The organism is Halorubrum miltondacostae, assembly GCF_041379815.1.
GTDB classification, from domain to species: Archaea; Halobacteriota; Halobacteria; order Halobacteriales; family Haloferacaceae; genus Halorubrum; species Halorubrum miltondacostae.
This window is the reverse complement of record NZ_JBEDNY010000007.1, coordinates 114357-131917: the sequence shown is the minus strand read 5'-3', so window position 1 is coordinate 131917 and position 17561 is coordinate 114357. Positions and strand designations below refer to the sequence as shown.

The 17561-nt window shown below is 69.9% G+C and carries 13 protein-coding genes; 11 read left to right on the top strand and 2 right to left on the bottom strand.

Annotated elements, in window-relative coordinates; all coding sequences use genetic code 11:
* The first annotated feature begins 212 nt into the window (after positions 1-212).
* The 9 genes from ABNG04_RS16160 (at position 213) to argF (ending at position 9703) form a co-directional block, all read left to right on the top strand.
* Entirely contained in the window at positions 213-1454 is a 1242-nt protein-coding gene (locus tag ABNG04_RS16160) for an argininosuccinate synthase (RefSeq protein WP_371163397.1), read from the top strand.
* The gene (gene argH, locus ABNG04_RS16155; RefSeq protein WP_371163396.1) at positions 1455-2942 is read left to right on the top strand and encodes an argininosuccinate lyase; all 1488 of its coding nucleotides are present in this window, start codon (positions 1455-1457) and stop codon (positions 2940-2942) included. It begins immediately after the preceding gene.
* A gap of 293 nt (positions 2943-3235) precedes the next feature.
* Positions 3236-3424: a lysine biosynthesis protein LysW gene (gene lysW / locus ABNG04_RS16150; protein WP_006114043.1), complete on the top strand. Its 189-nt coding sequence runs from the start codon at positions 3236-3238 to the stop codon at positions 3422-3424.
* Between the two features lie 100 nt (positions 3425-3524).
* Complete coding sequence (lysX, locus tag ABNG04_RS16145) at positions 3525-4445, top strand: lysine biosynthesis protein LysX (protein ID WP_371163395.1); 921 nt, start codon at positions 3525-3527, stop codon at positions 4443-4445.
* Positions 4442-5512: an N-acetyl-gamma-glutamyl-phosphate reductase gene (argC, locus tag ABNG04_RS16140; protein WP_371163394.1), complete on the top strand. Its 1071-nt coding sequence runs from the start codon at positions 4442-4444 to the stop codon at positions 5510-5512. The genes lysX and argC overlap by 4 nt, the downstream gene beginning before the upstream one ends.
* Positions 5509-6444, top strand: coding sequence for an acetylglutamate/acetylaminoadipate kinase (locus tag ABNG04_RS16135; protein WP_371163393.1), 936 nt, complete (start codon positions 5509-5511; stop codon positions 6442-6444). Before argC ends, ABNG04_RS16135 begins: the two co-directional genes overlap by 4 nt.
* Complete coding sequence (locus ABNG04_RS16130; protein ID WP_371163392.1) at positions 6441-7568, top strand: aspartate aminotransferase family protein; 1128 nt, start codon at positions 6441-6443, stop codon at positions 7566-7568. The genes ABNG04_RS16135 and ABNG04_RS16130 overlap by 4 nt, the downstream gene beginning before the upstream one ends.
* Positions 7568-8749, top strand: coding sequence for a [LysW]-lysine hydrolase (locus ABNG04_RS16125; protein WP_371163391.1), 1182 nt, complete (start codon positions 7568-7570; stop codon positions 8747-8749). The genes ABNG04_RS16130 and ABNG04_RS16125 overlap by 1 nt, the downstream gene beginning before the upstream one ends.
* A gap of 54 nt (positions 8750-8803) precedes the next feature.
* Positions 8804-9703 carry an ornithine carbamoyltransferase gene (gene argF / locus ABNG04_RS16120; RefSeq protein ID WP_371163390.1) on the top strand — a complete coding sequence of 300 codons (900 nt, stop codon included), beginning with the start codon at positions 8804-8806 and terminating at the stop codon, positions 9701-9703.
* Between the two features lie 88 nt (positions 9704-9791).
* On the opposite strand, the gene ABNG04_RS16115 is transcribed toward argF, so the two are convergent.
* Both ABNG04_RS16115 and tatC (ABNG04_RS16110) read right to left on the bottom strand, forming a co-directional pair.
* On the bottom strand, positions 9792-10700 hold the full coding sequence (locus tag ABNG04_RS16115) for a GRP family sugar transporter (RefSeq protein ID WP_371163389.1): 909 nt from the start codon (positions 10698-10700) through the stop codon (positions 9792-9794).
* 200 nt (positions 10701-10900) lie between these two features.
* Positions 10901-12130 (bottom strand): twin-arginine translocase subunit TatC, encoded by a 1230-nt coding sequence (gene tatC, locus ABNG04_RS16110; protein WP_371163388.1) that lies wholly within the window; start codon positions 12128-12130, stop codon positions 10901-10903.
* Between the two features lie 157 nt (positions 12131-12287).
* Here tatC (ABNG04_RS16110) and tatC (ABNG04_RS16105) point away from each other — a divergent pair, with 157 nt between their 5' ends.
* Positions 12288-14489 carry a twin-arginine translocase subunit TatC gene (gene tatC, locus ABNG04_RS16105; protein WP_371163387.1) on the top strand — a complete coding sequence of 734 codons (2202 nt, stop codon included), beginning with the start codon at positions 12288-12290 and terminating at the stop codon, positions 14487-14489.
* A gap of 95 nt (positions 14490-14584) precedes the next feature.
* A complete protein-coding gene (uvrA, locus tag ABNG04_RS16100; protein WP_371163386.1) occupies positions 14585-17536 on the top strand; it encodes an excinuclease ABC subunit UvrA in 2952 nt (983 codons plus the stop codon).
* Positions 17537-17561: the final 25 nt, after the last annotated feature.

The window sequence follows — 17561 nt, the reverse complement described above, 5'->3', positions numbered from 1 at the left end:
GCGACCGCGACGAGACGTCCGACCGCCGCGACCGGCTTCCGGCGCGGCGCGACGACGGGCCCTTCCGGGCCAGTAATCTTCATCCCTCGTCGCGTTCGCGCCATTCCGTTCCGCAGAGTCTCGACTCTCGTCTCCGCGAGCGGTCGCTCCGTCTTTTTCTTACAATGTTGAAACCGCTAAATTTAAGGGCGTAGATCGGGTGTACTCTGGTAATGACGAGCGTTGCACTCGCGTTCAGCGGGGGACTCGACACCACCGTCTGCGTACCGCTGCTGAAAGAGGAGTACGGCTACGACGAGGTCATCGGCGTGAACGTCGACGTCGGCCAGCCGACCGAAGAGTTCGACGAGGCGGAGGAGACCGCCGAGGCGCTGGGGCTCGACATCCACGTCGTCGACGCGAAAGACGAGTTTGCGGATCTCTGTTTCGACGCGGTGAAGGCAAACGCCAGCTACCAGGGCTACCCGCTCGGGACCGCGCTTGCGCGCCCGGTCATCGCCGAGTCCATTCTGGAAGTCGCCGAGGAGCAGGGCTGTGACGCCATCGCCCACGGCTGTACGGGCAAGGGGAACGACCAGCTCCGCTTCGAGGCCGTCTGGCGCGGCTCCGACCTCGAGGTGATCGCTCCCGTGCGCGAGCTCGGCCTCACCCGCGAGTGGGAGATCGACTACGCCGCCGAGAATGACCTGCCCGTCGAGGCCGGCGACGGCGGCGTCTGGTCCATCGACGAGAACATCTGGTCCCGCGCGGTCGAGGGCGGGAAGCTGGAGAACCCGGACTACGAGCCGCCGGAGGACATCTACGAGTGGACCGCGGAGCCGGAGGGCGAGACCACCATCGAGGTGACGTTCGAGGAGGGGATCCCCGTCGCCGTCGACGGCGAGGCGATGGACCCCGTGCCGCTCATCCAGCACCTCAACGAGTACGCCGGCGGCTACGGCGTCGGCCGCACGGACGTGATGGAGGACCGCATGCTCGGGCTGAAGGTGCGCGAGAACTACGAGCACCCGGCCGCGACGGTCCTCCTGACCGCCCACCAGGCGCTCGAGGACCTCGTCCTCACGAAGAACGAGCGCTCGTTCAAGCAGGGGATCGAGCAGGAGTGGTCCGAGAAGGCGTACGAGGGGCTCGTGTTCGCGCCCGTCGTCGACGCGCTCAACGCCTTCGTCGACGAGACGCAGGACGTGGTGACCGGCACGGCGACGGTGAAGGTCTCCGGCGGCGACTGCCGCGTCGTCGCACGCGACTCCGAGTACGCGGTCTACTCCGAGGAGATGGCCTCGTTCAACACCGAGGACGTCGCCGGCATCGCCCAAGCGGACGCGACGGGCGTCGCGAAGTACCACGGGCTCCAGGAGCGCCTCGCCAACGACGTGAAGGCGGGCGTCTCGAAGCCCGAGCTCGCGACGGACGGGAGCGGCGAGACGGACGGGTCCGACGCGGACGATAACTAGATGACCGACGACGATCCCGACGCGGCCGGCGGCGACACCGCGGTCCGCCGCGACCGCTTCACCGGCGGGCCCGCCCGCGAGTTCCTGTCGAGCCTCGCCGCGGACGCCGCCATCTTCGAGGCGGACCTCGCGGTCGACCGCGCGCACGTGGTGATGCTCGCGGAACAGGGGATCGTCGACGACGGCGTCGCGGGCGAGATCCTCGCCGCGCTGGACGAGGTGGAAGCCGCCGGGCACGGCGCGCTCCCGGACGGCGAGGACGTCCACGAGGCGATCGAGACCGCCGTCATCGACCGGGTCGGTCCGGACGGCGGGCGGATGCACACCGCCCGCTCGCGCAACGACGAGGTGGCGACGTGTATCCGGTACCGGCTGCGCGAGGACCTGCTGGACGCGGTCGAGGCGACCGTCGCCGCCCGGGAGGCGCTCGTCGACGTCGCGGACGAGCACGCGGAGACGGTGATGCCGGGGTACACACACCTCCAGCCGGCCCAGCCGACGACGGTCGCGCACTACCTGCTGTCGTACGAGGGCGGGGTCGCCCGCGACGCGGAGCGGCTCATCGACGCGTACGACCGGGTCAACCGGTCGCCGCTCGGCGCGGCCGCGTTCGCCGGGACGCCGTTCGACGTCGACCGCGACCGGACCGCCGAGCTGCTCGGGTTCGACGGGACGGTCCGCAACTCGATGGACGCCGCCTCGGCGCGCGACTTCCTCGCGGAGGCGGCGACGGCGCTCGCGACGCTCGCGACGACGCTGTCGGGGCTCGCGGAGGACCTGATCCTCTTCTCGAAGGACGGGGTCGTCGAGCTGGCAGACGCGTACGCCTCGACTTCCTCGATTATGCCCCAGAAAAAGAACCCTGACACGCTGGAGCTGACCCGCGGCGTCGCGGGCGACGCGATCGGGGAAGCGACCAGCACGCTGAGTCTCCTGAAGGGGCTGCCGCGGGCGTACAACCGCGACCTCCAGCGCGCCCACGCGAGCGTCTTCGAGATCGCGGGCGACGTGCGGGAGGCGACCACGGTCGCCGCGGGCGCGGTCGCGACCGCCGAGTGGGACGAGGCCGCGCTCGCGGCCACCGCGGGCGAGGGGTTCTCAACGGCCACCGGGGTCGCCGACCTGCTCGCCGCGAATGGACTCCCGTTCCGGACGGCCCACGAGATCGTCGCGAGCGCCGCCCCCGCGGTCGACGACGATGACGACCCCGCGACCGCCGCCGCAAAAGTTGACGAGGCCGCACGCGCCGTGCTCGGGGAGTCCCTCTTCGAACGCGTGTCGCGCGACGAAGTGGAACGCGTCCTCGATCCGGCCGCGAGCGTCGCGAGCCGCGACTCCGCGGGCGGCCCCGCGCCCGCGACGGTCGCGGAAGATCTGACGGCCGCGACCGCGGGGATCGACGCAGACGCGACGGCGCTCGACGAGCGCCGCGAGGCGCTAGCGGTGGCGGCCGAGGCGCTCGACGCGGAGGTGGCGACGTATGCGTGACTCCCGCACCGACCGCGGCGGGCATCTCGGTCGGACGACGGACCGGCCGCCGCGGCCGAACCGCCCCCCGCAGCCGGACCGACTGCGACGACCGCCGCGGCCGGGGGTCGACCGACGACCGCTGGTCGCGACCCCGTCTCCGCGAGGGGGTGGACGAATGACCGAACTCTGACAGTCCGACTCGCTCGGGCCCTTTCGACCGCTTTCGAACCGATAGCCGGTGCTTTAGTTAGTATAATTTATTTGGTAAGTTCGGAACCTTTATGCGTTCGGCTCGCTCAGAGTGGAGTACGATGACGAGCGACACCGACACGCTGACCGCGGAGGACCCGATCACGGGCGAGGAGATCGAGATCCCGGCCGACGTCGAGGTCGGCGAGATCATCGACAGTCCGGTCACGGGGACCGAACTGGAGGTCATCTCGCTCGACCCGGTCGTCTTAGACGAGGCGCCCGAACTTGAGGAGGACTGGGGCGAGTAGATGGCGACGACCGCCACGGCCGCGACACGCGAGTGGTCGACATGCGCGTGAGCACCGACGGGGGGCGCGCGAGCGCCGACCCGAACGGAGGGGGATCGACGTGCGCGTAGGAGTGCTCTACTCCCGGATCCGGAAAGACGAGAAGCTCCTGCTCGGCGAGCTCCGCGAGCGCGGCCACGACATCGAGAAGATCGACGTGCGGAAGGAGCGGTTCGGCTTAGACGCCACGACGGCCGCCGTCGAGGACCTCGACCTCGTCGTCGACCGCTGCCTGTCGACGAGCCGGTCGTTGTACGCGACGCGGTTCCTCGACAGCTACGGCGTCCCCGTGGTGAACGGCCCGGAGACGGGCGACGTCTGCGCCGACAAGGCGAAGAACTCGCTCGCGCTCGCCGAGGCTGACGTACCGACCCCGGCGACGGAGGTCGCGTTCACGACGGAGGCCGCTCTGGAGGCGATCGAGTCGTTCGGCTACCCGTGCGTCCTCAAGCCGGTCACCGGCTCGTGGGGGCGGCTGATGGCGAAAATCGACTCGCGGAACGCCGCCGAGGCGATTCTCGAACACAAGGAGACGCTCGGCCACTACGAGCACAAGGTGTTCTACGTCCAGGAGTTCGTCGACAAGCCCGGCCGCGACGTCCGCGTGCTGGCGGTCGACGGCGAGCCGATAGCGGCGATGACGCGCTCCTCGGAGCACTGGCTCACGAACGCAGCGAAGGGCGGCGAGACGGCGCCGTTCGCGCTCGACGACCGCGCGACCGAACTGGTCGAGCGCGCCTCCGAGGCGGTCGGCGGCGGCATGCTCGGCGTCGACCTGATGGAGGTGGGCGTCGAGGCGGAAGCGGACAGCGCCGGGACCGGCGGCTCCGGCGAGTACACCGTCCACGAGGTGAACCACACCGTCGAGTTCAAAGCGCTCGACGCGGCCACCAACGTCGACGTCCCCGCGCGGGTCGTCGACTGGCTGGAGGCGAAGGCGGCCGAGCTGGCCGACGGAGCCGTCGCGGGGGTGGACGCGTGACCGCCGAGGCCGACGGAGCGACCGCGGACGTCCACACCGCGAGCGTCATCGGCGGCACCGGGTTCACCGGCGGCGAGCTGCTGCGGCTCCTCGCCGGCCACCCGAACTTCGAGGTCGTCCAGGCGACCTCGCGGTCGGCCGACAACATGACAGTCGGGCGCTCGCACCCGAACCTGCGCGGGCTCGACCTGCGCTTCTCGGACCCCGAGGACCTCGAGTCGGTCGACGTCCTGTTCGCGGCGACGCCGCACGGCGTCTCGATGGGGCGCATCGACGAGTTCACCGAGGCGGCCGACACCGTCGTCGACCTCTCGGCGGACTTCCGGCTCCCCGAGGCCGCGGCGTACGACGAGTGGTACGACGGCCACGAGTCGCCGGAGTACTTGGAGCGCGCGGAGTACGCGCTCCCGGAGCTCAACCGCGAGAACCTCCCCGGCGCCGACCTGATCGCCGGCGGCGGCTGTAACGCGACCGCGACGATCCTCGGGCTGAAGCCCCTCGTCGACGCCGGCGCGCTCGGTCCCGAGACCGGCGAGGTCGTCGTCGACGTGAAGGTCGGCTCCTCGGAGGGCGGCGCGGGCGGCGGCGCGGCCTCCTCGCACCCGGAGCGCTCGGGCGTCGTACGCCCGTACGCGCCGACCGGGCACCGCCACGAGGCGGAGATCGAGGCGTATCTCGGCCTCGACGTCTCCTTCACCGTCCACGCGGTCGACATGGTCCGCGGCGCGAGCGCGACCTGTCACGTCTTCCCCGACGAGCCGGTCTCGAAGGGGGACCTGTGGGGCGCGTACCGCGACGCCTACGCCGACGAGCCGTTCGAGCGGATCGTCTCAGGCGGGGGCGGCGTCTACCGCTACCCCGAGCCGAAGGCGGTTGCGGGGACGAACCACGGCGAGGTCGGGTTCGAGCTCGACCCCGGCAACCGCCGGGTCGTCGTCTTCTCGGCCATCGACAACATGATGAAAGGCTCCGCCGGGCAGGCGGTCCACGCGGCGAACGTCGCCCTCGGACTGCCCGAGACGGCGGGCCTTGAATTCGACGGGCTCCACCCGGTAGGTGCGCCATGATCGGAGAAGAAGGCGACGCGGCCGCGGACGACGGACCCGCCGGCGATCCGCCGGTAGTCGTCAAGGTCGGCGGAGCGAAGGCGGTCGACCCGGCCGGCGCGGTCGGCGACGTCGCGCACCTCGCGGCCAACGGGCGCCCCGTCGTCGTCGTCCATGGCGGCTCGACGGTCGTCGACGAGACGCTCGAACGGCTCGGCATCGAGCCGGAGTACGTCGAGTCCGCCTCGGGCGTCACCGGGCGGTTCACCGACGCGGAGACGATGGAGGCGTTCGCAATGGCGATGGCCGGCAAGCTCAACACCGAGCTGACGGCGCGGCTCCGGTCGGCCGGGGTCGACGCGGTCGGCCTCTCCGGGGTCGACGGCGGCCTCCTCGCCGGCCCGCGCAAGTCGGCGGTCCGCGTCGTCGAGGACGGGAAGCGGAAGATCCGGCGCGGCGACCACTCGGGGAAGATCGAGTCGGTGAACGCCGACCTGCTCGCCGGGCTCCTCGCCGACGGCTACACCCCGGTCGTCTCGCCGCCGATGGCGGGCGACGAGGGCGACGGCGAGGTGACGGCGGTCAACGCCGACGCCGACCGCGCGGCCGCGGCGGTCGCGGGCGCGCTCGACGCCGACCTCGTCCTGCTGACCGACGTCGCGGGCGTGTACGCCGACCCGGACGACCCCGAGACGCGCATCGACGCGGCCGCGACGCCCACCGAGCTGGCGGCCGTGGAGGACGCCGCAGAGGGGTTCATGGGCAAGAAGGTGATGGCCGCGAAAGAGGCGCTCGAAGGCGGTTCGGGCCGCGTCGTGATCGCGGACGCCAACGTCCGCGACCCGGTCGTCGCCGCGCTTGGCGGCGAAGGAACGACGGTCGAGCGGTCGGCGCTCGGCGGCGACGCGGACGAACCAGGGGCAGTCGAACACGACGGGGGTGAGACCGCGTGAGCGGCTTCGTCTTCTCCGAGAAGCCGATCGAGATCGCCTCGGGCGACGGGGTGTACGTCACCGATACGAACGGTACAGAGTACCTCGACTTCGGCGCGAGCTACGCCTGTACGCCCGTCGGACACTGCCACCCGGAGGTCGTCGACGCCGCGACGAGCCAGCTGGAGGAGCTCATGTACGTCCAGGCGTCGTACCCGCACGCGGCGCGGACGGCGCTATACGAGCAGTTGGCCGACGTCGCGCCGGTCGACGTCGACAACGTCTGGCTCTGTAACTCCGGCACCGAGGCGAACGAGGCCGCGCTGAAGTTCGCCCGGCACGCGACGGGCCGCGAGAAGATAATCGCGACCACGCAGGGGTTCCACGGCCGGACGATGGGGACGCTCGCGACGACCTGGAAGGACAAGTACAAGGACGGGTTCGGCCCGCTCGCCGGCGGCGTCGAGTTCGTCGAGTACGGCGACGCCGAGGCGATGCGCGAGGCGGTCGACGAGGACACCGCCGCCGTCATCTTAGAGCCCCTCCAGGGCGAGGGCGGGATCAACCCGGTCTCGACCGAGTACCTCCAGGCGGTGCGCGTCGCGACCGCCACCTCTGGGGCGGCAATGATCTTGGACGAGATCCAGACCGGGCTCGGCCGCACCGGCGACATGTGGGCCGCCGACCGGCACCACGTGGTTCCCGACATCCTCACGACCGCGAAGGGGCTCGGCAGCGGGCTCCCGATCGGCGCGACGCTGTGTCGCGACTGGATCGCCGAGGACGGCGGCGACCACGGTTCGACGTTCTCCGGCGGGCCCGTGGTGTCGGCGGCGGCGGGGGCCACGCTCAACGTGATCGAGCGCGAGGCCCTCCCCGCCCACGCCGAGGCGGTCGGAAACTACCTCCGCGGCGAGCTCCGCGACCGTCTCGGCGACGACGTGCGCGACGTGCGCGGCGACGGGCTGATGGTCGGGATCGAGGTGCGCCGCGGGTCGAACCGGCTGCTGCGCGACCTCGCCATCGACCACCAGATCCTCGCGCTCCCGGCGGGACGGACGGTCCTGCGCCTGCTGCCGCCGCTGACGATCGAGCGCGAGCACGCCGACGCCGTCGTCGACGCGATCGCCGAGGTGGTCGGCTGATGGCGGCCGGCAAGGGGCAGGATCCGGAGCGGGGCGAGGCGGCCGACGACTCGGCGACCGGCGGCACCGACGTCGTTGCCGGCGGCGGCTACCCCGCGGCCTGCGACACGCCCGCCCGGAAGCTGCTGTACGACATGGTCTCGATCCCCTCGCCGTCGCGCGACGAAGAGCGGGCGGCCGAGCGCCTCGTCGACTTCTTCGAGGCGAACGGCCGGGAGGCGTGGATCGACGAGGTCGGCAACGTCCGCGCGCCGGCGAACGACGCCGTGCTCCTCACCTCGCACGTCGACACCGTTCCCGGCGACATCCCGGTCGAGGTGCGGCCCGCGCCGCCCGAGGGTGAGCTGTCGGAGCCTTCGGACGTCCGCGTCGGCGAGCCCGGCGATCCGGTGTTGTGGGGCCGCGGGGCGGTCGACGCGACCGGGCCGCTCGTCTCGATGGCGGTCGCGGCGGTGAAGACCGGCGTCTCCTTCGCGGGCGTCGTCCGCGAGGAGGTCGACTCCGGCGGCGCGCGCGCTCTCATCGATGACCGCGACGCACCCGACGCGGTGATCAACGGCGAACCGTCGGGCTGGCAGGGGATCACCCTCGGTTACCGCGGCCTGCTGGAGGGGACGTACGTGAACACCAGCGAGTCGGGCCACTCCTCGCGGCCGGAGCCGAACGCGATCCAGCACGCGATCGACTGGTGGCACGGCGTCGAGGCGGCGTTCACGCCGGACGACGCGGAGACCGCCGTGTTCGACCAGGTGACGACCAAACCCATCTCGGTCGACGGCGGCCTGAGCGACGACGGCCTCGCCGTGGAGACGACGATGGACGTCCAGCTCCGGATCCCGCCGTCGCGGCCGGTCGACGAGATCCACGAGCTCGCGGAGGCGGAGCTGTCGACCGGCACCGTCCACTGGGGCGAGCCGATGCCGCCCGTAATGGAGAGCCCCCGGACCGACCTCGCGCGGGCGTTCCGCGTCGCGATCCGGTCGACGGGCGGCGACGTGCGCCTGCTCCGGAAGACCGGGACGAGCGACATGAACCTCTTCGCGGCCGCGTGGGACTGCCCGATGGTCACCTACGGGCCCGGGAACTCCGACCTCGACCACGCGCCCGACGAACGGCTCCCCCTCCCGGACCTCGACCGCGCCGTGCGCGTGCTGACCGACGTCTGCCGCGAGCGACTGTAACCGCCCGCGACCCCGACGCGACCCGTTCTCGAACGACACCACACCACTCCAACGATGCCACTCGCCACCGACGACTTCCTCGATATCGACGACGTGACGCCCGCCGAACTGGACGCCCTGCTCGACCGCGCCGCCGCGATGAAGGCGGGCGAGACCGACCCCCGACTCGGGGATGCGACGCTGGGGATGATCTTCGAGAAGCCCTCGACGCGCACCCGGGTCTCGTTCGAGACGGGCATGACGCGGCTGGGCGGCCACGCGATGTTCCTCGGCCCCGACGACATCCAGCTCGGCCACGGCGAGCCGCTGAAGGACACGGCGCGCGTCCTCGGTCGGTACGTCGACGGCGTGATGGCGCGGCTGTTCGACCACGCAGACGTGGAGACGCTCGCCGAGTACGCCGACTGCCCCGTGATCAACGGGCTCACCGACGAGGCGCACCCCTGCCAGACGCTCGCCGACCTCCTCACGATCCGCGAGACGGTCGGGGAGGACGCCACGGTCGCGTGGGTCGGCGACGGCAACAACGTCGGGCAGTCGTTCGTCGTCGGCGCGGCGATGGCTGGCGTCGACGTGGACGTGGCCACGCCCGCCGACTACGGGATGGATCCCGACGTGTTCGACCGCGCCACCGAGTTCGGCGCGGACGTGGCGCCGACGACGAACCCGGCGACCGCGATCAAGGGCGCCGACGTCGTCTACACCGACGTGTGGATCTCGATGGGTCAAGAAGACAAGCGCGACGAGAAGTTTGCCGCCTTCGACGGGTTCCAGGTGAACGCGGACCTCCTCGCCGGCACCGACGCGAAGGTGATGCACTGTCTCCCCGCGCACCGCGGCGAGGAGATCACGGACGACGTGCTCGAATCCGACCGGGCCCTCGTCTGGGACCAAGCGGAGAACCGGATGCACGCGCAGAACGCGCTGCTCGTCGAACTGCTCGGCGGGGAGTGAGACGAAGACGGCGGTCGGCCGGGCTCCGACCGCGACCGAGAGATCGGTCGCGGCGCGGTCACGGACGCCCGAAAATCGGCACTGACGCTTACCCGGAGAGCGTGACGAGCGACGCACCTACTACCACGACGAACGCGGCGGCAACCAGCGGCCACGTGACTGGCTCGAGGCGACTGGGTAGGAGTACGGCCGACAGGGCGATAACGATCAGCGGTGCGGTGTGCGTGATCGGGACCACGATCACCACCGGGGCGGACGCGATGGCGCCGAAGTACGCGATCAGGCCGACCGTGCTCGCTACCCCCGCACCGGCATACCACCGCGCGTGCGGGTTCCTGACGAGCGTGGGAAAAGGGATTCCGCGGAGGCAACGGTACCCAGTGTAACCGGCGAACGCCGTGGTCATCATCACCGCGAGCCCGGCGAGGATCGGCGTTCCGGCGTCGAGGCCGATCCGGACGAGGATCGGTTCGACACCGGTGAACGCCGCGGCGGCGACCGGGAACAGCAGCGACACGCCGACGCTCCGCGGCGAGGCGGTCGACCGGGAGTCGGCGGCGGTCGCCCACGAGATAACGGCGATCCCCGCGACGATGAGCGCGATCCCGAGGACATGGGGCGGCGTGAGCGATTCGCTGAACAGCAGCACGGCCAAGACGGCGGCGACCAGCGTCGAGGCCGAGAGTATCGGCGTCGTTCGGCTCGCGCCGATCGCCTCGATCCCGGCGAACAGACAGAGGCGCCCGAGGACGAGGCCGGTGATCCCCGCCGCGGCGAACGCCCCGACGGCGACCGGCGACAGGCCGTACGCCGGATGGTGGCGGACGACGGCCACCGGAACGACGAACAGGAGGTTGACGCCCATCATGACGACGACGGCGTCACCGACGTCACCGCCGTCGGTGGCCACCCGAATCAGGAGGTTCTGAACGGCCAGGAGGACGGCGGCGAGTACCGCGAGGCCGAATCCGACCAGGGAAGCGAGTTCGAATGTCACTATCAGAATATTTTCTCGCCTCGCTTGCGTATTCTATCTCGTGAGCGACTAAATTCTCGATCAAACAGATACGATTTTACTTCACTTCTGATCATGGTGTCGTTAGAAACCGTTCGCAGGAAAATAAAATATTGACGACATATGATACCACATAACATGGGAAACGACGATTGAGACAACGTTCGAACGCGGAGGAGCGCCTAGTTTCCGGTCCAGCGCAGTATCGCGAGCGTTCCCTCGAAGAGGGCGATCATCGTGAGCGTCACGATGATCGGTGCCATCCCCGTCGGGTCGGGGCTGAACAGGAAGGCGATCCCGAGGAACGACCCCCAGAAGATCAGCCGCTTCGACTCCAGCCACCGCCGCGTAACGAGGTTCATCATGATCGCGAGCATGATGAAAAGGGGGATCTGGAAGACGATCGCCATGAACGCCAGCATGATGACGATCAGGTTGAACGTCTCCGCGAGCCCGAAAGCGATCGTCGCGGCGTCGGAGGTGTAGGTGGTGAAATACGAGAAGATCGCGGGCAGTACGAGGAAGTGCGCGAACGCGATCCCGATCCCGCCAAGGATCAGGCTGGTCGGGACCGCCGCGAGGTAGTAGCGCCGCTCGGTCTGATAGAGCCCCGGGCGCATGAACCGGTACGACTCGTAGACGAACGCTGGGAGCCCGACCACGACGCCCGCGAGCCCGGCCACCTTCAGCTGGGTGAGCGGGAGTTCGAGGGGGCCGTACAGCCGCGGTCGGTTCTCCAGCGGCGCAGGGATGTGGTAGCTCCAGAAGTAGTTGATGAGCTCCGTCGACTCGGTGACGACGACGAGGGTGGCGAGCCCGCCGATGAGGAAGACGACCGCAAGCCGGCGCATCATCTCTTCGATGTGCGCGGCCAGCGGCATCTCCTCGTCCGTCTCCGGTCCCTCGATGCCCTCGAAGGGTTCGTCCTCGACCGCCGTCGCGGCGTCTGCGGGCGGCGCCTCCGCGGCGGTGGCCGGCGTGCCGCCGTCGCCGAGGCTCTCGGTGGCGTCGTCCGCTTCCTCGTCGTCCTCCACCTCCTCCCCGTCCGCGTCGTCTTCCGCGTCCTCGCCGTCCGCGTCGTCTTCCGCGTCCTCGCCGTCCGCGTCGTCTTCCGCTTCCGCGTCGCCTTCCGACTCCTCACCGTCGCCGTCGTCACCGACGGCCTCGGCGCGCGCGGCGTCCTCGGCGGCCACAACCTCGTCCGGTTCGAGCCCCTCGTCGGGGTCCGGATCCGGGTCCGCTCCCGCGTCCGGCTCGTCTGCGTCCGGGCCCGAATCGGCCGGTTCGGGGGCTCCGTCGGCGGACGCGGCGGTCTCGGACCCCTCGTCGACGGCACCGTCGGTGTCGGCCTCGTCGACCGACCCGTCGGCGGCTACCGAGTCGTCGTCGCGCGACCGGTCCGAGTCGTCCATTCAGTTGCTGTACGCAACCGGGCGGTTATCAACCTTTTCGGATAGCGCCGGCGCGCGGCTCCGTTCGACCTCGCTCGGCGGCCCGGCCGCTGACCGCGGCGCGCGGGAGCGCCCGCGGTCGAAAAGGTTGATAACGACGACGACCTTCCCCTCCCGTATGGCGAGCGCCCTCGACGAAGACACCCAACAGTCGATCGCGGAGGGCCGGGAGACGGCGAAGGCGTTCCTTCGGTCGGTACAGAAGGACCTCCAGAAGGTGTTCGTCGTCTTCCTCATCGGCTTCCTCGCGACGTTCTGGGCGCTCCGAACGTACATCTGGGACCGGCTCCGGGAGGTGACCGAGTCCAACATGAGCGCGGCGGTCGCGGAGGAGGCGGACATCATCGCGACGACGCCGTTCGAGGTGATCCTCCTCCAGGCGAAGATCGGGCTGATCGTGGGCGCGATCACCGCGATCCCGCCGCTGATCTACGTCACCCGCGACGAGCTGCGGCGGCGGGGGATGTGGCCGCAGTCGCCGATTGCGCGCTGGAAGATCGCGCTCCTCGGGCTGCTCGCGGCCGGCCTCTTCGCGGCGGGCGTCTCCTACGGCGTGTTCGCCTTCTTCCCGCTGATGTTCGGCTTCCTCGCCGAGTTCGGCCTCGAGGCCGACATCCAGCCGACGTACGGGATCGTGATGTGGACGGAGTTCATCGTCTTCCTCTCGCTGTCGTTCGGCCTCGCCGGACAGATGCCGATGATCATCACCGGGCTCTCGTACGCCGAGATCGTCCCGTACGAGACGTTCCGCGACAAGTGGCGCTACGCGGTCGTCACCATCTTCGTCTTCGGGGCCGTCTTCTCGCCGCCGGACCCGTTCACCCAGCTGCTGTGGGCGTTCCCGCTGGTGGCGCTGTACGGCTTCAGCCTCTACCTCGCGAAGCTCGTCGTCACGGCCAAGCGGAGCTCCGACCGGATCGACGTGCTCGGCGCGGTCCGCAACCACTGGAACGTCGTCGGGGGCGCGGTCGTCCTCGGCGGCGGGCTCGTGTACGCCTTCTACGAGTACGGCGGCCGGACTGCGGTCAACGACCTCCTCCGGCTCGTGGGGAGCACCCGGCGCTTCCTCGAACCGGGCGCCGGGCTCGGCGTCGACCCGACGACCGCGCTCGGCGTCTACGCCGCCGCGTGGGCGCTCGCGTTCGCCGCCGTCGCGACGCTGTGGGCGGTCTATACCGACCTCGACACCACGAGCGCGGGCTACCAGTACGGCGACCCGACCGCCATCGACGTGGGCGAGCTCGACGCGGCGGGCGTGCGGGCGGCCCCCGCGGACGCGTTCGCCGAGATGGAGGAGGACGAGTCGCTCGCGCTGGCGCAGGACGCGATGGACGACGACGACCCGGAGAAGGCGCAGGCGATCCTCGACCGCTTCGACGAGGTGACAGCAGAGAGCGACGGTGACGGGGACGGCGACGGTGAGAGCGACGACGACGCCGGTGACGGCGGGCTCGTCGAAAACGTCCAGAACCGGGGGTCACGGGCGGGGTCGACGTTCCTCGCCGAACTCACCGACGGCGACGAGGAAGAGGCCGAAGACGATATCGGCGGCTACTATAAGGACCTCAAGTTCATCTTCGACTCGCTGCGCTCGCGGTCGTTCCGGATCGTCGCCGTCTTCGGCGCCGTGATGGCGGCCGCGTTCACGTGGCTGTACCTCGGCGGCCTCGGCACCGTCCGCGGCGACCTCGAACGGCGCGTGCCCGCGGAGATCGAGGGCGGGATCAACATCATCACGCTCCACCCGGTCGAGGCGCTGATCTTCATGGTGAAGTTCTCGGTGATGCTCGGGATCTTCGCCGCGTTCCCCGTCGCGCTCTACTACGCGTGGCCCGCGCTCCGCGAGCGCGGCTTCGTCGCCGGCCGGATCTACCAAGTGTACCTGTGGGCGGGCGCGCTCGGCGCCGGCATGATCGGCGGCTTCGCGCTCGGCTACGCGTACATCGCGCCCGGCCTCATCGGCTGGCTCGTCACCGACGCGCGCCTCGCCGACATGATCATCACCTATCAGGTGAGCGACTTCCTCTGGCTCGTCATCTACACGACGATCGGGATCGGCTTCCTCGCGGACATCCCCATCGCCATGGTCCTGTTGAACAACGCAGGCGTCCCGTACCGCGTGTTCCGGGCCCGCTGGCGGGAAGTGACGATCGGGATCATGCTCGTCGCGGCCGTGTTTACCCCGGCGGACGTGATCACGATGTTCCTCGCGACGGTGCCGCTGATGTTAGCGTACGGCGTGGGGGTCGGCGTCCTCTTCCTCGTCACCTTCGGGGGCCGGCGGGACCTCTCGCCGCCCGCGGAGTTCGTCGGGGAGTGAGCCTCCGCGTTCGACGCGACTGACGCCGGGAACGACCCCTCGCGGTCCCCGCGACCGACGACTATTCCCGCGCGCGCCCGCAACGGCAGAGTGAAATGAGTAAGGACTACATCGAGGTCCGCGGTGCCGAGGAACACAACCTCGCGGACCTCGACGTCCGGATCCCGCGGGAGGAGTTCACCGTCGTCACCGGACTCTCCGGGTCGGGGAAGTCGTCGCTGGCGTTCGACACCGTCTACGCTGAGGGGCAGCGGCGCTACATCGAGTCGCTGTCGGCGTACGCCCGCAACTTCCTCGGACAGATGGACAAACCGCAGGTGGAGTCCGTCGAGGGGCTCTCGCCGGCCATCTCAATCGACCAGAAGAACGCCGCGAACAACCCCCGGTCGACGGTGGGGACCGTCACCGAGCTCCACGACTACCTCCGGCTGCTGTACGCCCGGATCGGCACGCAGTACGACCCCGTCACGGGCGAGGAGGTCGGCGAGCAGTCCGCCCAGGACATGGTGAACCAGGTCCTCGACCTGCCGGAGGGGACCCGCGCGAAGGTGGCGGCCCCCGTCGTCCGCGACCAGAAGGGCGCCTTCGAGGACCTGTTCGAAGAGCTGGTGAGCGACGGGTACAGCCGCGTCGAGGTCGACGGCGAGCCGGTCGATCTCACCCTCGACGACCCCGACCTCGACGAGAACTACGACCACACGATCGACGTGATCGTCGACCGGGTCCGCGTCTCGCCGGACGCGCGCTCGCGGATCACGGACTCCGTCGAGACCGCTCTCGACGAGGCGGACGGCGTCCTCAAGCTGATCGTCCCCAACCCGCCCGAAGACGTTCCGTTCGCGTCGAACGCGCGCTCGACGGGGTCGCTCGCGGCGGACGCCGACGGCGACGACCGCCTCGTCTTAGAGTTCTCCGAGGAGCTCGGCAACCCCAACTCCGACGTCCAGTTCTCCGCGATCGAGACGCGCTCGTTCTCGTTCAACAGCCCGTACGGCGCCTGCCCCGAGTGCGAGGGGATCGGTTCGACGAAGGAGGTCGACGAGGACCTCGTCGTCGAGGACCCCTCGAAACCCCTGAAGCACGTGTTCGAGCCGTGGAGCTACGACCGCACCTACTACTCCCGCCAGCTCGACAACGTCGCCGACCACTTCGGCGTCGACCTCGACACCCCCTTCGAGGAGTTAGACGAGGAGATCCGGCGACAGTTCCTCTACGGCACCGACCGGATGGTCCACTTCGAGTGGACCACGAAGAACGGCACGCGCGAGAAGACGGAGCGGTTCGAGGGCGTGATCCCGAACCTGGAGCGCCGCCACGTCGAGACCGACTCCGAGCGCGCCCGCGACCACATCGAGGAGTACATGGCCGTCACCACCTGCCCCGAGTGCGATGGGACACGCCTCAAGGAGCAGTCGCGGCACGTCCTCGTCGCCGGCACGTCGATCACCGAGGTGAACGAGCTGTCGATCGGCGACGCTCGCGAGCACTTCGAGGGGATGGAAGACGAGCTGAACGAGCGCGAGACGACCATCGCCGAGGAGATCCTGAAGGAGATCCGCGCGCGGCTCGGCTTCATGGAGGAGGTCGGACTGGAGTACCTCACGCTCGACCGGGAGGCGTCGACCCTCTCCGGCGGCGAGAGCCAGCGCATCCGGCTCGCCACGCAGGTCGGCTCCGGGCTGGTCGGCGTGCTGTACGTGTTAGACGAGCCCTCCATCGGCCTCCACCAGCGCGACAACGACCGCCTGCTCAACACGCTGGAGGGCCTGCGCGACCTCGGTAACACCCTGCTCGTCGTCGAGCACGACGAGGAGACGATGCGGCGGGCCGACGAGATCATCGACATGGGGCCCGGGCCGGGTAAGCGCGGCGGCCAGATCGTCGCGCAGGGCGACTTCGACGACGTGGTCGACGCCGAGGAGTCAGTGACCGCCGACTACCTCGCCGGCCGGAAGGCGATCCCGGTGCCCGACGAGCGTCGCGACACCGAGGGGGAGCTCGTGGTGACGGGCGCTCGCCAGCACAACCTGAAGGACCTCGACGTGCCGATCCCGCTCGGCACGCTGACGACGGTGACGGGCGTCTCTGGCTCCGGCAAGTCGACGCTCGTCAACGACATCCTCTACAAGGGGCTCGCCCGCGAGATGAACGACAACACCTCGGTCGACCCCGGCGAGCACGACGCGATTAAAGGGCTCGACGGGGTCGAGACGGTGCGGCTCATCGACCAGTCTCCGATCGGGCGGACCCCGCGCTCGAACCCCGCGACGTACACGGACGTGTTCGACCACGTCCGCGAGCTGTTCGCGGAGACCAAGCTCTCGAAGCGCCGCGGCTACGAGAAGGGGCGCTTCTCGTTCAACGTGAAGGGCGGCCGCTGCGAGGAGTGCGGCGGGCAGGGGACCGTCAAGATCGAGATGAACTTCCTCTCTGACGTGTACGTCCCCTGCGAGGAGTGCGGCGGCGCGCGCTACAACGACGAGACGCTCGACGTGGAGTACAAGGGGAAGACGATCGCCGACGTGCTCGACATGAGCGTCGCGGAGGCCCACGAGTTCTTCGAGAGCCACCGCGGACTTGAGCGCCGCCTGAAGCTGTTGAAGGACGTCGGGCTCGGCTACATGGAGCTCGGCCAGCCCTCCACCACCCTCTCGGGCGGCGAGGCGCAGCGCGTCAAGCTCGCCGAGGAGCTCGGGAAGCGCGCGACCGGCGACACGCTCTATCTCTTAGACGAGCCGACGACGGGGCTTCACAAGGAGGACGAGCGCAAGCTGATCGACGTGCTCCACCGCCTCGTCGACGCCGGCAACACCGTGGTCGTCATCGAGCACGAGCTCGACCTCGTGAAGAACGCCGACCACGTGATCGACCTCGGCCCCGAGGGTGGCGACGGCGGCGGCGAGCTGGTCGCCAGCGGGACGCCCGAAGAGATCGCCCGCGAGGAGGCCTCCCATACCGGGCGCTACCTCCGCGACATGCTCCCAGACGTCGACCTCGAGGGCCCCCGCGACGACCGCCGGAAGCCCGCGGTCGCCGACGACGACTGAGGCCGCTCTGCGGGCGGTCTCGGGC

Coding starts and splice junctions, on each gene's coding strand:
- ABNG04_RS16160 (WP_371163397.1), top strand. CDS start 213: ATGACGAGCGTTGCACTCGCGTTCAGCGGGGGACTCGACACCACCGTC.
- argH (WP_371163396.1), top strand. CDS start 1,455: ATGACCGACGACGATCCCGACGCGGCCGGCGGCGACACCGCGGTCCGC.
- lysW (WP_006114043.1), top strand. CDS start 3,236: ATGACGAGCGACACCGACACGCTGACCGCGGAGGACCCGATCACGGGC.
- ABNG04_RS16135 (WP_371163393.1), top strand. CDS start 5,509: ATGATCGGAGAAGAAGGCGACGCGGCCGCGGACGACGGACCCGCCGGC.
- ABNG04_RS16125 (WP_371163391.1), top strand. CDS start 7,568: ATGGCGGCCGGCAAGGGGCAGGATCCGGAGCGGGGCGAGGCGGCCGAC.
- argF (WP_371163390.1), top strand. CDS start 8,804: ATGCCACTCGCCACCGACGACTTCCTCGATATCGACGACGTGACGCCC.
- tatC (WP_371163388.1), bottom strand. CDS start 12,130: ATGGACGACTCGGACCGGTCGCGCGACGACGACTCGGTAGCCGCCGAC.
- tatC (WP_371163387.1), top strand. CDS start 12,288: ATGGCGAGCGCCCTCGACGAAGACACCCAACAGTCGATCGCGGAGGGC.
- uvrA (WP_371163386.1), top strand. CDS start 14,585: ATGAGTAAGGACTACATCGAGGTCCGCGGTGCCGAGGAACACAACCTC.